This window comes from Amycolatopsis sp. NPDC052450 (genome assembly GCF_044547565.1).
Lineage (GTDB): Bacteria > Actinomycetota > Actinomycetes > Mycobacteriales > Pseudonocardiaceae > Amycolatopsis.
In genome coordinates this window covers 1-14,199 of sequence record NZ_JBIUAQ010000051.1, presented here as the reverse complement: position 1 = coordinate 14,199, position 14,199 = coordinate 1, and the positions used below count along the sequence as shown (strand labels likewise).

Below are 14,199 nucleotides of genomic sequence, written 5' to 3'. Positions count from 1 at the left end.
CGGCCCCAAGCGAAGCTAGGACTCGCGGCGCCTCGACCGGATCGTGAGCACCACCAGCGCGCCACCGAGAAGCAGCAGGAACAGGCCGGAGACCAGCAATCCCCGGACCTCGCTGCCGGTCGAGGCCAGCGGTCCGCTGTCGGTCGGCCCGCCGCCCGGGGTGGTCGCTCCCGGCTGCCCCGGCGTGGTGCTGACGGTCACCCCGGGGCCCGGTGTCGTGCTCGACGAGCTGCTGGTCGTCGGTGACGTGCTACTCGAGCTCGAAGACGTAGCGGTGCTGCTGCTCGTCGGACTCGAAGACGTGGCGCTGCTGGAGGAACTGCTGCTGGACGTGGAGGTGGTGCTCGTCTGGCTCGACGAGGTCGAAGTCGGCGTGGTCGAGGTGGAAGTCGGCGTGGTCGACGTGGCCGAACTGCTGGTCGTCGTGGAACTGCTGCTCGTCGTGGTGGAACTCGAAGAAGAAGACGAAGAAGAAGACGTGGAGCTGCTCGGCGTCGTGGTCGGCGTGCTGACGCATTCGGGCAGGTCACCGTCGAACGGGTAGGCGTGGAACTCCTGCCCGCCCCCGCCGGTGGCTTCGGAGGTATGCACGAGTGAGCCCGTGGTGAAGAACCGGCCGTTCATCCCGGACGCGGTGATGGTCGCGGTGCTCCCCGGCTCACCGATCAGCACGCTCCCCTGGAACTGGGCGCCGCCGGCGATCTTCACCCGGGTGGCGTCCGGGAAGTTCCACAGGAGCCGTTCCCGCAGTTTGTTCAGCGGGTCCTGGTCGTTCAGGTCTCCGGTGTAGGTGTTGATCGTCCTGGCGGCTCCCACCATGTTGACCAGGATCGTGGCCCCCGCCGGGATACCTTCGAACTCGATCCCCTGCATGCCGCCGGTGGCGCCGGTCAGGTCGAAGTCCACGGTGAACACCTGCAGCGCGGACTTGCCGTCCCCGGTGAACAGGGTGCGGTATCCCTGGTTGACCGCCGTGCCCGTGGCCGGGCGCGGCGTGGTGCCTTCCCGCGCGTAGCACTTGCTGGCCACCCGAAGATCCTCGCGCAGGCCCACATAGGGTTTCACCGCGTCGGGGTCCTTTTCGAGTTTGCCGATCACCGTCCCGGTGACGGTTCCCGCGTGCCGGACGACACCGTCCTCGGCGAGCAGCCGCTGGCCGGTCGCGATGCTGACGTTCCCGCCCGTGCTCAGGAAGTCCGCGCCGTCCGGCGGCGGGACGCGTGATCCGACACCGGCGACGCCGACGTTGTAGATGGAGGACGCGCCCGCGCGTTTCGCCATGTCGAAATCACCGAGGACGACGACTCGCCCTTCGGCTTCCGCCGCCGCTTCGCGCACCTGGAATTCGCCGCCGACATAGACGTTGATGCCGTTGTCCCGGCCCGCGTAGTCCTTGTTGTTCACCGGCGGGTATTTGTCCGGACAGGCGGATCCGACGCACGGTCCCAGGCCGCCCGGTAAGGGGGCGGCGACCGCGCCGTCGGTGACCACGAGGGCCGCCACGCACACCGCAGCGGCGGCACCGGCAGAAAGGGAGGCGAACCGCCTTGCACGCATGGGGCGATTCTTGTGCCCTCCGACCGGGTGAACACAACTCGAAACCGGAAATACCCCCGACCGGGCGAGGAAGGTAACCCACCCCATTCGTGGCCGTCCAGTGTTATCCAGACGAAGAAATTCCTGGTGGAAGACGGAAACCCTAGAGTCTGGACGGTGAAGACCGAAGTGGACGGGCGCGTCGGCTCGGTGGAAGTGCTCGCGGGCCTGCTCGTTGTCGTTCTGCTCGTCCGGGGCCCGCTCGACGATGTCCTCGGGACACCGATCGTGCAGACCTGGACGACGGTCTTCGTTTCGATCGTGCTCCAGGCAGTTCCGTTCCTCGCTTTCGGCGTGACCCTTTCCGCGGCGATCGCGGTCTTCGTCCCGCGCGAATTCTTCGCGAAAGTCCTCCCGAAACGTCCCGCTCTCGCGGTTCCGGCGGCCGCGGCGAGCGGAATGGTGCTGCCGGGATGCGAATGCGGTTCGGTCCCGGTCGCCGGCGCTTTGGTGCGCAAAGGGGTCACCCCCGCCGCCGCGCTGGCGTTCCTGCTCGCGGCCCCCGCCCTCAATCCGGTCGTACTGGCCGCCACGGCGATCGCTTTCCCCGATCAGCCGTCGATGGTCTTCGCCAGGGCGGCGGCCGGCCTCGCCGCGTCGGTCGTGATGGGCTGGCTGTGGCTCGGCCTCGGCCGGACGGAGTGGATCAAGCTGCCCGAACACGCCCACGGTGACACGCGCTGGCGGGCGTTCGCCGGGGCGGCGGGCCACGACCTGGTGCACGCGGGCGGATTCCTGGTCGTCGGCGCCATGGCCGCCGCGACGCTCAACGTCCTGGTCCCCGGCCGCTGGCTCCAGGCCGTCGCGGGCAACCCGGTGCTCAGTGTCCTCGCGCTGGCCCTGCTGGCGGTCCTGCTGTCGATCTGCAGCGAGGCGGACGCCTTCGTCGCCGCCTCGCTGACCCAGTTCTCCCTCACCGCCCGGTTGGCGTTCCTGGTGGTCGGGCCGATGGTCGACCTGAAGCTGTTCGCCATGCAGGCCGGAACCTTCGGCAGGCGGTTCGCCGTCCGGTTCGCGCCCGCCACGTTCGTGGTCGCCCTCGCCTGCGCGACCGTGACCGGGGCGGTGCTCTGGTGAACCGGACCGCGGCGACCGTCGTGCTGCTCCTGCTGGGCGCGGCCGTGGTCAAGGTCTGCCTGACCGGCCAGTACCTGCGCTATGTGAAGGAAGGGCTCTGGCCGTTCCTGCTCGCCTCGGGCGTCCTGGTCCTGATCCTGGCGGCGGCGAACCGCCATCGTCATCCGAAGGTGGCCTGGCTGCTGCCGCTTCCGGTCCTCGCGTTGCTGCTGATCTCCCCGCAGCCGCTCGGCAGTTACGCGGCGGGCAACGCGGGTACGGCACTGGCCCGCTCGGACGAGTACCCGCCGCTGCCCGACGGCGACCCGGTGAAGGTGACCGTCCTCGACTACGCCTCGCGAGCGGTGTTCGACGAGGGCCGTTCCCTCGGTTCTCGACGGGTCGTGCTGACCGGCTTCACCGCCGCCGGCCCGGACGGCGGATCACTGCTCGTCCGGATGATCCTGACCTGCTGCGCCGCGGACGGGCGCCCGGTGAAGGTCGTGCTGGACGGGAGTGTCCCGCACGAACCCGACACCTGGGTCGAGATCACCGGCACGTTCCGGCCGGGGTCGGTGGTGGACGCCGTCAACGGCGAGCGCATCCCGTTCCTCAAGGTCGAAACCGTCACGCCGGTGGCCGCGCCCGAACGGCCTTACGAATAGCTACGTCCAGCTCCACTGGATCCCGTACTGGCCGGGCTGCGGGTCCAGCGTGATGAACTGGAACGTGCTGGTGTCCCGGTCGAACGTCGCTTCGCAGCGTTCCTCGGGTGGCATCGAACCGCGCGGCCGGAAGAAACCGGCGCACCGCCGCGGCAGCCGCTTCGGGTCGAAGGCGATCTGCACCGCGACGTCGCGGGCCGGGCGGTAGAGCGCGATCTGGACGTGCTTTCTGGCTTGCCCCGGCGGAAAGCGCACCCCGAACTCGACAACGGCGAGTTCGCCGGCGGCCAGGGTGCGGTCGAGAGCGAATTCGAAGACGCAGGTGGACGACGGGACGTCCGCGCGGAACCGCGCCGGACGGCAGCCTTCGGCGAACAGCACGGCAGGCGGCTGCGTGATACTGGAACACCGGCTCACGAAGACGAACCTCGACGTGCCGTCGTGATCGGCGCGGATCAGCCGCCGGACCCGGACCGATTCCTGGTGCCCGTCACCGTCCACCCGGTAGGAAAGGTATTGCGAAAGCCGGTTCGGGGCGTCGAGTTCGTCCGGCGTCACGTCCATTTTGGCCAGTGCGCGCGCCACCTCCTCCGGCCGCCGCCACACCTGGTCGTAGGGCAGGGCGGTGTCGGCCCGGATGGTCCAGCGGCCACGCGGCCGCCGCGGGCCGAGCAGACCGGTGAGCGTCTCCGGCCGCTGGCCGAGAATGCTTTCCAGCGCGGTCACGGCGGCGAGCGAACTGGCCCGTTCCGGCCGGTTCTCACCATTCTGCCAATAGCTCAGCGCGCTGATGCTGACCGGCGTCTCGTGGTCACGCAAGCGGCGGCTGATCTCGCTGAGACTCAGCCCGCTGCGTTCGATCGCGGCGCGCAGGGCGGCACCGAATTCCGCCGGAGCGAGACTCGTCATGAAGGCGCAGCGTACCGTCCGGAACGCCCGACTTTCGTCGGGTGAACCGGGCTCCGTTCAGAGTTATCCAGCCCCTCGGCGACTTTCCGTTGACGCTCCTCCGGCCGTGATTAGGGTCGGAATCGCCGGAAGAATCCCCCCGGAATTCCGGAATCCCACTTCCTCCCGTCGCTGACCGAAGAGGATTTCCCATGCGCTCAACCACAAGCCGATGGCGCCGCCGGACACTCGCCGTCGCGACCTCGACGCTGGCCGTCGGGGCGTTCCTGGTCGCCGCGCAACCGCAAGCGGGCGGAGCCGCGCCACCCGCCGTGCCCGACGTGGCCGATCAGGTTCCGCAACTCGCCGAGGCGGGTGTCACCGACGGCCCCGCCTCGGTGTCCGGTGGCGGAGCGGCCATGATGGCCGACCGGTCCGTCTGCGCGCCCGGAGCGCACTGGCTCCGCGTCCGGTTCACGGAACTTTCGTTGCGCGGCAACGACTCCGTGACGCTGACCGGAAGCACCGCCGGCTCGTTCACGCTCACCGCTCAGCACTGGCCTGGCAAGGCCTTCCACACGCGCGCGTTCGAGGGCGATTGCGTACGGGTGTCGGCGGCGCTGGCCGACCCCGCCAGCCGCTTCGCCATCGACGCCTATCAGGCGGGTGACCGGCCGCTCGCCGCGGCGACCACGACCGTCGCCGCCGTCGGCGACGTCTGCGGGTCTTCGTGCAACCAGACCGCGCCGCTGATCAAGAACATGAACCCGCAGGCGCTGATCCTGGCCGGGGACAACGCTTACAGCTCGGGCACGCTGTCCGAGTACAAGAACAATTACGACCCCTATTACGGGCAGTTCAAGTCCATCACCTATCCGACGCCGGGCAACCACGAGTACAACACGTCCGGCGCTTCGGGGTACTTCGACTACTTCGGCACGCGGGCCGGTGAACGCGGCAAGGGCTACTACAGCTTCGACGTCGGCGACTGGCATTTCGTCGCGCTCAACTCCAACATCACCCGCGGCACCGGTTCGACGCAGGAGACCTGGCTGAAGAACGACCTGGCGGCGAGCACCAAACCTTGTACGGCCGCGTTCTTCCACCACCCGCGGTTCAGCCGGGGCACGCACGGCGACGACTCGTCGGTGACGCCGTTCTTCCAAGCGCTCTACAACGCGAAGGCGGACTTGATCGTCGTCGGCCACGACCACAACTACCAGCGGTACGCGCCGTCGCGGCCGGACGGCACACGCGACGACGTGAACGGCGTCCGCGAGTTGCTGATCGGTACCGGCGGCCGGGGTTACTACAACTTCGACCAGTCTTCGGCCGCGGTGCAGGAAGCGGGCAACACCAACACCTTCGGCGTCGGGAAGCTGACGCTGAGCGCGACGGACTACCGCAGCGACTTCGTGCCGGTGTCGGGCCGCACCTTCACCGACACCGCGACCGGCAAATGCAAGAAAGGCGTCTCCTCCCCCGCCTTCTCCGTCGGCACCACGCCGTCGTCGGTGTCGGTGAAACCGGGCGAGACGGCCTCGGTGACGGTGAACGTCGGCAGCACCGGTGGCTTCAGTTCGGCGACCACGCTTTCGGTGTCGGGCCTGCCTTCGGGAGTGTCCGGCACGATCTCGCCGTCGCCGGTCACCCCACCCGCCAACGGCACCGCGTCGGCGACGCTGACCTTGACCGCCTCGGAAGCGGCGTCCGGTTCGGCGACGGCCACGGTCACCGGCTCGTCGGGCTCGACGAGCCAGACGGCGAAGGTCACGGTGAGCGTGGGTCCGGCGGGCGGTGAAGCGTTCGCCGACGACTTCGAGACCGACAAGGGCTGGCGGCTCAACGCGGCCGGGGCGGACACCGCCACCTCGGGCAAATGGGAACGCGGCGATCCCGAGCAGACCACCTCGACCTACAGCAACCAGATCAAGCAGCGCGGCGACACGACCAGCGGCGCGAACTGCCTGGTCACCGGGCGGCTGGCCGGATCGGAGTACGGCGTCAACGACCTCGATGGCGGTGGGTCGTCGATGGCTTCGCCGTCGTTCACCGTGCCATCGGGCGGCAAGCTGACCTTCTCCTACACCTTCGCGCACGGCGACAACGCGACTTCCGCCGACCACCTGCGGATCCGCGTGCTCGACGGCACCACGCCGACGACGGTGTTCGAGAAGACCGGCTCCGCGACCGAGGTCGCGGGCGCCTGGCAGACCGCGACCGCGGACCTGTCGTCGTTCGCCGGGCGGAGTGTGCGGCTGCTGGTCGAAGCCACCGACGCGAGCACCGCGTCGCTGTGGGAGTCCGCGGTCGACGACATCCGCGTCAGCGCGTAGCCATGTACCTGTCCACCCTCCGTTCCACCGATCCCGCCCGGCCCGCGAGCCGGGCGGGATCGGTGCCCGCCACCGTGATCGGCCTCGGCGTGGTCAGCCTGATCACGGACATGTCCGCCGAAATGGTCACCGCCGTGCTCCCGCTGTACCTCGTCTACGGCCTCGGCGTCGGCTACCTCCAACTGGGCGCGATCGACGGGCTCTACACGGGCGCGACCGCGCTGTTGCGGCTGGCGGGCGGCTACTTCTCCGACCGCCTCGGCCGCCCGAAAGCCGTCGCGCTGGTGGGCTACGGACTCTCGGCCGCCACCAAACTCGCCTTCCCCGCGGCGGGATCCTCACTCGGCGCTATCGGCCTGGTGATCGGCGCCGATCGCGCGGGCAAGGGAATCCGCACCGCGCCGCGGGACGCGATGATCACCCTCGCCACCCCCGCCGACGGTCTCGGCCGCGCGTTCGGTGTCCATCGCGCGATGGACACGGCGGGCGCGCTGCTCGGGCCGATCGCCGCGTTCGGCCTGCTGACCCTTCTCGTCGGCGACTATCCGGCGGTGTTCGGGGTGAGCTTCTGCCTCGCCGTGATCGCGGTGATCGTGCTGGCCGTGTTCGTCCGTGCTCCCGCCGGGACGGTCGAGCGGTCACGGGTACGGCTGCGGGCGGGTTTCGCCCTGCTGCGGCAACCCGCGCTTCGCCGCACCTGTCTTGCCGCGGCGCTTCTCGGGGTGTGCACGGTCGGCGACATGTTCTTGTTCGTCGGTGTGCAGCAGTCCGCCGGCTTGCCGCCGGGAGCGCTTCCCTTGCTGCCCTTGGCGACGGCGTTGACCTTCATGGCCTTGGCCTCACCGATCGGGCGGCTCGCCGACCGCGTCGGACGCTGGAGGGTGTTCCTCGGCGGTCACGTCGTGCTGCTCGCCGCGTACGTCGTCCTCGCCGCTTCGGCGAGCGGCTGGCCCGTGGCGGCGGTCGTCCTGGCGGCGCACGGGGTGTTCTACGCGTGCACGGACGGCGTCCTGATGGCGCACGCGTCGCCGCTGGTACCGGAGTCGTTGCGGGCCACCGGTCTCGCGATCGTCCAAACAGGACAGGCGCTGGCCAGGGCGACGGGCGCGGTGGTGTTCGGCGCGCTCGCCGCGGGGGTGGCGTTGCGGCCCGCGTTCGCGGTGTTCGCCGTGGTGCTGCTGGTGTCGGTACTGGCCGGAACGAGGGTGAAATGAAGCGGATGTGGGTGGGCGTCGCGGCCGTGGTGGTCACGGTCGCGGCCGGGGCGGTCTTCGTCGGGCTGCGCACCGGGGACGCGGTGGCGGAACAGCGGCTGGACCTCGCGCACGGTGGCCTGCTGTACGTGGACGACTCGGGCCGGGTCCGGCAGGACGACCGTGTCGGCCCGGCCTGTCAGCGCGTGGACGTCGCCGCGGGGACGCTGGCGTGCCTGCGCGCGACGGCGGTGCCCGACCAGGCCGAACTGGTCGTCACGAGACCGGGAGCCGCACCGCGATCGATCTCCGAATGGGGGCTGCCGTCCCGGGTCCGCGTCTCCCCGTCCGGACGACTGGTCGGGTGGACGGTGTTCCGCTCCGGTGACTCTTACCTGGGCGGGGTCGGCACGTTCTCGACCACCGCCGGGATCTTCGACCTGGACACCGGAAACCATTACGGCTCCCTGGAGGACTTCGCGCTCACCGTGGACGGAAAGCCGTACCCGGCCGAGGATCTGAACTACTGGGGAGTGACCTTCGCCCGGGACGATCTGACGTTCTACGCCACCGCCAGATCGGCGGGCGGCACTTGGCTCGTGCGGGGTGATCTCCGCGGTCGTACGCTGACCGCGGTGCGGCGCAACGCCGAATGTCCGTCGCTCTCGCCGGACGGCACCCGCGTCGCCTACAAGTTCCGTACGGGCGACCGGTGGCGGCTGCACGTGCTTTCGCTCGCCGACGGCCGCGACGTCCCGCTCGCCGACCCCGCGCATCTGGACGACCAGCCGCAGTGGCTGAACGACAGGACCGTCGCCTACGGCCGGGACAAGGCGGTCTACGCGGTGCCCGCCGACGGGACCGGCGCGCCGGCGCTCGTCCGCGCGGACGCCTCCTCCCCCGCGGTGGTGCGGTGATCCCGCGCGACTGCACCCGCACGGGGCTGGCCTTGGCCGCGCTGGCGGCCGTCGTCGTGATGGTTCTGCCCGCGCCCGCCCCCGAGGCCAAGGCGCCCGCCGTCCCTTCGCTCACCGACGTCTGGCCGGACGCGAGGATCGCCGCGAACGCCGTCACCGGGGCGCCCTACACACCCTTGGCGTTCCTCGATTCCGGGACCTCGGCGGGGGTACGGCAAGCGGACGACGTCGTCCGGCTCGTGGTGGGAGATCGCGTACTTCGTGAGGTCCCGCCGTCCGGCTCGCCCCGGTTCGTCCTCGCCACTTCCCCGGACGCGCTGGTGTGGCTGGAACTGTCCGACATCACCGGGACGGGGACGCTGTGGCGGGCCGGGCCACACGGTGAGGACCCGGTCCCCGTCACCGCCGACACCGGGCGGGTCGTACTCCTGGACTCCCAGTACGACCTCGTCGTGCACGACGGCCAGGTCAGCTGGATGGCCGTGCTGGGCGACGCCACCGAGGTGCGGACCGTGGCGTTGGCCGGCGGCCCGGTGAGCCGCACCCCACTGCCCGGCGACTACGCGCTCACCGCGTGGCCCTTCGCGACGGCGGCTGCTGTCGAACAGGCGGGACCGTCGGAACTCGTGGACCTCCGCGACGGCCGCAGGACGAAGGTCGACGGGCAGAGCGTCGAACTGGTCGACTGCACGCCGTCGTGGTGCCGGGTCCAGGTATTGCGCCAGAGCGGGACCGCACGGCTCGAACTCATGCGACCCGGCGGCGCCGAGCGAAGACGTGTCGGCGGGAAGGGGATCCGGCCCGCGTTCGGCGACGTCGTCGTGCTCGACCGGTACGCGGTCGTGGTCGATGACGACCGCGGCGTACTCGCCCTCTACGACACGGCCACCGCGCGGCTGGCCGACCTGGCCGCGGAGTTCGGCACCGTGCTGGCGCGCGGGCCGTTCGTGTGGTGGTCGGCGGGCGGGAACGACGCTCTCACCTGGCGGGTACTGGACCTGCGGACGCTCGAGGCGTCTGCTTGACTGCTGCCGTGCCGTCCGATCGTGAGACCTCCGTCGAAGCGGAGTTCCTGCGGGTGGTCGGCCGGTTCGCCGGTCCGGCAAGAGGCGCCGGATTGCTGGTGATCAGCGTTTTCGGGGTGCTCGCCACGCCGGCGGGCGCGCTCCCGCTCGCCTTCGGTCTGCTCGCGCTGGCGCTGGTCACCGCCGTCGCCGAGTACCTGGTGGGAAAGACGGGCCGGGGCAGGCCGGTGGCGTTCGCGCTGGCCTTGGTGCGCGCCGCGGCGATCTGCGGCACCCAATTCCTGACAGCGCCCGAAGCGGGCGAGCTGAACCAATGGGCCCTCAACGTCCTCACCATCACCGCGATCACCCTCCAGTGGGAATGGCCGCCGAAGATCACCGTGCCCGCCCTCGCCTGCCTGCTGGCGATCGAGGTGGGGCCGCTCGATTTCGAGGGCGGTCTCTCGGTGGTACTGCGTGTACTGCTCGAGGCCACTCTCGCCAGGGGCGCCTTCCTCCTGCTGTCGCGGACGACGCGCCGGATCGATCATCTCCGTGAGCGCCGTGCCCGGCTGACGCGTGAGGAATCCCTTGCGGTGGAACGACGACTGCGGGAACGGGAGTATCTGGCCGTCCTGCACGACACGGCGGCGGCCACCTTCCTGACGGTGGCCCAGCGCGGGGAAACGACGGATCCGGCCGAGGTCGCCGGCTACGCCCGCCGCGATCTCGCGATCCTCACCGGCGAATCCGGCCCCGGCAGTGTGGTCGATCTGGAGACCTCGTTGCGCGGCGTGCTCGCGCAGAGCCCGGTGAAGGTCGAGACGCACTGGTCACCGGTCCCGCCGATCCCGGCGTCGGCGGCGCTCGCGCTGGTGCGGGCCGTGCGTGAGGCACTGGTGAACGTCGATCGGCACGCGGGTGTCGGCGAGGCCAGGCTGACGGTGGAAGACGGAGTCCGGGTGACCGTCCGGGACGAGGGCCGCGGTTTCGATCCGGCGCGGACCCCGGCGCAGCGGCGAGGTGTGCGCGGTTCGCTCGTCGAACGCATGGCCGCGGCGGGCGGCCGGGCCGAGGTGACCTCCGCGCCCGGCGCGGGCACCACGGTGGAACTGGTGTGGCCGCATGAGTGAGACCGAGGACCGGGTCCTCGGCGGCTGCCGGATCGCGGTCCTGCTCGCGACGGCGGTGATCCAGGCCGGGCTGAGCCTGCCCCGGCTCGGCGACACCGCCGACCGGTTCGCGTTCACGGCGCTCGCCGTGGTGCTCGTCGTGGCGGCGTGGTGGGTCCTGCGCTGGAAGCCGGTCCCCTGGCCGGTCGCGCTCGCGGGCGCGGTGGTGGTCCTCGCCGCGTCGACGGTCGCCGTCCGGGCGCTGCCACCGGATCGGCTGCTCGGCGGGGACGACTGGGCGTCCGGCCTCGCGGGCTGGCATCTGCTGGTGCTGCTGCTGGACCGCCCCGCGCTCGCGATGGGCGCGCTCGTCCTCCAGATGACGCTCACCTTCTCCCGGCAGATCGGTTCGGCGCCCGCCGAACGCGGCGAGATCGGCGCCCTGGTGATCGTCGGGCTCAGCGTGCTCACCTTCCAGGCCGCGACGCTGGCGCTGATCAGGGTCGTCAACCGGCGGGTGGGCGAAGCCGCGGAAGCCTCCGCGGAACGCGACCGGCAGGCCCACCGCAAGGCGCTCGCCGAGGAGCGTGAAGCCGACCAGCGGAACCGGTTCGCCGGTCAGCTCGGCGCCACCCTGCCGCTGCTCGCCGGGCTGGCCGACCACACCTTGGACCCGCGCGACGAAGGGGTCCGGCGGCGCTGCGCGCTCGCGGCCACGCAGCTGCGGCGGCTGTTCGCGGAGAACGACGACGTCCCTGATCCGCTGCTGCACGAGGTCTCGGCCTGCGTCGATCTCGCCGAGCGGCGGGGACTGACGGTGACGCTGGCGGTCAGCGGCGAACCGGCGCCGATCCCGACCGGCGTCCGCCGCGAGCTGACCGGTCCGCTGATGACCGCGCTGGTCGCCGCCCGGTCGCGGGCCAGGGTCAGCGTCCTGCGGACCGATGACGAAATCCGCGTCGCGGCGATCACCGACGGTGAACCCGGTGCGACGGCGAACGGATCGGGCCTCGTCGACGTCGAATGGCACGCACTGGGAGAACGATCATGGATGGAGGCGAAATGGCGTTCGCGACCGAACTGACCGCGGTGGTCGTCGACGATCATCCGGCCGTGCGGGCCGGGGTCTTGTACTGGCTGTCGTCGGGCAGCCCGCCGGTCACCGTCGTGGCCGAAGGCGACGACGTGCGGGCGGCCTGGATCGGTGAGGGCGCGCGGGCCGACGTCGTCATCCTCGACCTGCACCTGAACAGCACCACCCCGGCCATCGGCGATCTGCGCCGGCTCATCGAGGCGGGCCGTCGCGTCGTCGTCTACTCGATGCGGGCCGACGACGAGACCGTCCTGCAGTGCCTCGAACTCGGCGCGCTCAGCTATCTCACCAAGGCCGAGGGCGCCGAGCACCTTCTCGAAGCCGTGCGCGCGGCGGCGGCCGACCGGTCGTACACGCCGCCGTCGCTGGCGGGCGCGCTGGCCGGGGACCGCTCCGAGCGGCGCCCCGCCCTCTCCGCGCGCGAGACCGAAGTGCTCATCGAGTGGTTCCAGTCCGAGTCGAAGGACTTCGTCGCGCACCGGCTGGGGATCTCGCCGAACACGGTCAACTCGCATCTCGAGCGGATCCGGGTCAAATACGCCCAGATCGGCCGGGAGGCCCCCACCAAGGCCGCGCTCGTCGCGCGGGCCATCCAGGATGGACTGATCGGCGTAAGCGATTTGTGATCGGTTGTGGTGCGAACGGGCCACACTCGCCACCGCCGGTTGCGGCTACGGTGCGTGACGAGCTCGCCGGTACCGGTTCGGCGGAAGTCCTAGGAGATCCATGAAGTCCGCCCTGATCGCCGTTTGCTGCGCCGCCGCACTCCTGCTTTCCGCCTGCGGCGAGGAAGCGGCGGGGAAGACCGTCCGAGCCGACGGCACCATGGCGCCCGGCAGCGAGCTCAAAGTCGGCGAACGCGCCGTCGTCCCGTTCAGCGACGCGGGCAAGTCCGGCACGATCGCGATCACCGTCAAGTCGGTCGACATCGGGCCGAAGGAGGATCTCGCCAAGTTCAAGGACAAGGGCGAGGGCACGCTCCCGGTCTACGTCCGGATGGTGATCGAGAACGTCGGCGGCACGGACCTCGCCGACACTTCGGTGTCGGTGCGCGCGGTGGACGCGAACGGCAAGGGCACCAAGGTGATCATGGCCAGTGGCACCGCGGCCTGCAAAGGCGAGACGGCGCCGGAGAACTTCAGCACGCCGGGCGCGACCTACGAAACCTGCGACACCGAAGGCGTCAAAGACGGCAGTGAGGTCGGCGGTGTGTCGTTCGTCGACGGCGACGGTTACCAAGACGACCCGATCACCTGGAAGAAGTGAACGGCACCCCATTGAGCCGAACAGCGTAACCTTTTCGTAACCGTTCGTGGTGCGAATGGCCCACACCGTCTTGCTCCCTCATCAACTACGGTGCGTGGCGAGAACGCCGGAGCAGGATTCGGCGGGGAGTCCGAGGAGATCCATGAAGTTCGACCGCATCGCCCTGTCCGCCACCGGCTGCGCCGCCGCGCTGCTGCTTTCCGCCTGCGGCGGCAAAGAGGACGGGGGCACCCCCGCTCCCGCCCCGTCGCCCGCGCCGACGTCGGCCGCGGCGTCCTCGCCCGCGACGAGCGGTACGGTCCCGGTCTCGAACGCGGACGCCACCGCGCCCGGCAGCGAACTGAAGGTCGGCGAGCGCGCCGTCGTCCCGTTCAAGTACGGCAACGACAAGTCCGGCACCATCGCGATCACCGTCAAGGCGATCGAGCTCGGCCCGAAGGAAGACCTCGCCGCGTACGGCGACAAGGCCAAGGGCATGACGCCGGTGTACATCCGGATGACGGTGGAGAACGTCGGCGGCACGGACCTCACCTACAGCACGGTGCGGCTGCGCGCGGTCGGCCCGAACAACAAGAGCACCGGCGTGATCATCACCGGCGAGACCCCGAACTGCCAGTCCGAGACGGCGAAGAAGGACTTCAAGACCGTCGGCGCGACCTACGAAACCTGCGAACTCCAGGCCGTCAGGGACGGCGGCGAGGTCGGTGGCGCGACCTTCACCGACAGTGACGGGTATAAGGACGACCCGATCATCTGGAAGAAGTAAGCCCCGGTCTCCGGTACGTGAAGGACCCCTTCATCGCGTCTAGCGCAGTGTCCCGGCAAAGTCGCAAAACCGCTGGCGAAATGGACGGCGAGTGACGTTTCGGGTTCTGGTGACGAGTGGGGACTCGTCACGGTGACCTGACACCTTCTCGACTGTCCACAGGGGACACTTTCCAGGTAACAGTGCCTGATTCGGGAGTTTTGCGAAGGGGTCGTGAGTGGTAATGATCGTTCTATAGATAATAACAACTCAACACCACCCGCGTGAACCGCGCATCTAACCCACAAAAAAACATATAAACCCGCGA

Annotated in this window: 13 protein-coding genes; 11 read left to right on the top strand and 2 right to left on the bottom strand. The window is 70.1% G+C overall.

The window, feature by feature from the left end; all coding sequences use genetic code 11:
- Positions 1-15 precede the first annotated feature (15 nt).
- On the bottom strand, positions 16-1,557 hold the full coding sequence (locus ACIHAO_RS41515; protein WP_396567585.1) for a choice-of-anchor A family protein: 1,542 nt from the start codon (positions 1,555-1,557) through the stop codon (positions 16-18).
- A gap of 156 nt (positions 1,558-1,713) precedes the next feature.
- On the opposite strand from ACIHAO_RS41515, the gene ACIHAO_RS41510 reads away from it, so the two are divergent.
- Together ACIHAO_RS41510 and ACIHAO_RS41505 are read left to right on the top strand one after the other, a co-directional pair.
- The gene (locus ACIHAO_RS41510; RefSeq protein ID WP_396567583.1) at positions 1,714-2,673 is read left to right on the top strand and encodes a permease; all 960 of its coding nucleotides are present in this window, start codon (positions 1,714-1,716) and stop codon (positions 2,671-2,673) included.
- On the top strand, positions 2,670-3,317 hold the full coding sequence (locus tag ACIHAO_RS41505) for a TIGR03943 family putative permease subunit (protein ID WP_396567581.1): 648 nt from the start codon (positions 2,670-2,672) through the stop codon (positions 3,315-3,317). The genes ACIHAO_RS41510 and ACIHAO_RS41505 overlap by 4 nt, the downstream gene beginning before the upstream one ends.
- Here ACIHAO_RS41505 and ACIHAO_RS41500 read toward each other — a convergent pair whose 3' ends face one another.
- The gene (locus tag ACIHAO_RS41500; RefSeq protein ID WP_396567579.1) at positions 3,318-4,226 is read right to left on the bottom strand and encodes a multiprotein-bridging factor 1 family protein; all 909 of its coding nucleotides are present in this window, start codon (positions 4,224-4,226) and stop codon (positions 3,318-3,320) included.
- 191 nt (positions 4,227-4,417) lie between these two features.
- On the opposite strand from ACIHAO_RS41500, the gene ACIHAO_RS41495 reads away from it, so the two are divergent.
- The 9 genes from ACIHAO_RS41495 to ACIHAO_RS41455 all read left to right on the top strand — a co-directional run bounded on the left by ACIHAO_RS41495 (position 4,418) and on the right by ACIHAO_RS41455 (position 13,892).
- Positions 4,418-6,541: a metallophosphoesterase gene (locus tag ACIHAO_RS41495; RefSeq protein WP_396567577.1), complete on the top strand. Its 2,124-nt coding sequence runs from the start codon at positions 4,418-4,420 to the stop codon at positions 6,539-6,541.
- Between the two features lie 2 nt (positions 6,542-6,543).
- Positions 6,544-7,755 (top strand): MFS transporter, encoded by a 1,212-nt coding sequence (locus tag ACIHAO_RS41490; RefSeq protein WP_396567575.1) that lies wholly within the window; start codon positions 6,544-6,546, stop codon positions 7,753-7,755.
- A complete protein-coding gene (locus tag ACIHAO_RS41485) occupies positions 7,752-8,651 on the top strand; it encodes a TolB family protein (RefSeq protein ID WP_396567573.1) in 900 nt (299 codons plus the stop codon). The genes ACIHAO_RS41490 and ACIHAO_RS41485 overlap by 4 nt, the downstream gene beginning before the upstream one ends.
- Positions 8,648-9,676 (top strand): hypothetical protein, encoded by a 1,029-nt coding sequence (locus ACIHAO_RS41480; RefSeq protein ID WP_396567571.1) that lies wholly within the window; start codon positions 8,648-8,650, stop codon positions 9,674-9,676. Before ACIHAO_RS41485 ends, ACIHAO_RS41480 begins: the two co-directional genes overlap by 4 nt.
- An 8-nt stretch (positions 9,677-9,684) precedes the next feature.
- Positions 9,685-10,788 (top strand): sensor histidine kinase, encoded by a 1,104-nt coding sequence (locus tag ACIHAO_RS41475; RefSeq protein WP_396567569.1) that lies wholly within the window; start codon positions 9,685-9,687, stop codon positions 10,786-10,788.
- Positions 10,781-11,851 carry a histidine kinase gene (locus ACIHAO_RS41470; protein WP_396567567.1) on the top strand — a complete coding sequence of 357 codons (1,071 nt, stop codon included), beginning with the start codon at positions 10,781-10,783 and terminating at the stop codon, positions 11,849-11,851. Before ACIHAO_RS41475 ends, ACIHAO_RS41470 begins: the two co-directional genes overlap by 8 nt.
- Positions 11,830-12,486 carry a response regulator gene (locus ACIHAO_RS41465; protein WP_396567565.1) on the top strand — a complete coding sequence of 219 codons (657 nt, stop codon included), beginning with the start codon at positions 11,830-11,832 and terminating at the stop codon, positions 12,484-12,486. Before ACIHAO_RS41470 ends, ACIHAO_RS41465 begins: the two co-directional genes overlap by 22 nt.
- Positions 12,487-12,586: 100 nt before the next feature.
- Entirely contained in the window at positions 12,587-13,126 is a 540-nt protein-coding gene (locus ACIHAO_RS41460; RefSeq protein ID WP_396567563.1) for a hypothetical protein, read from the top strand.
- Positions 13,127-13,268: 142 nt separating this feature from the next.
- Positions 13,269-13,892, top strand: coding sequence for a hypothetical protein (locus tag ACIHAO_RS41455; protein ID WP_396567561.1), 624 nt, complete (start codon positions 13,269-13,271; stop codon positions 13,890-13,892).
- The last annotated feature ends 307 nt before the right edge of the window (positions 13,893-14,199 follow it).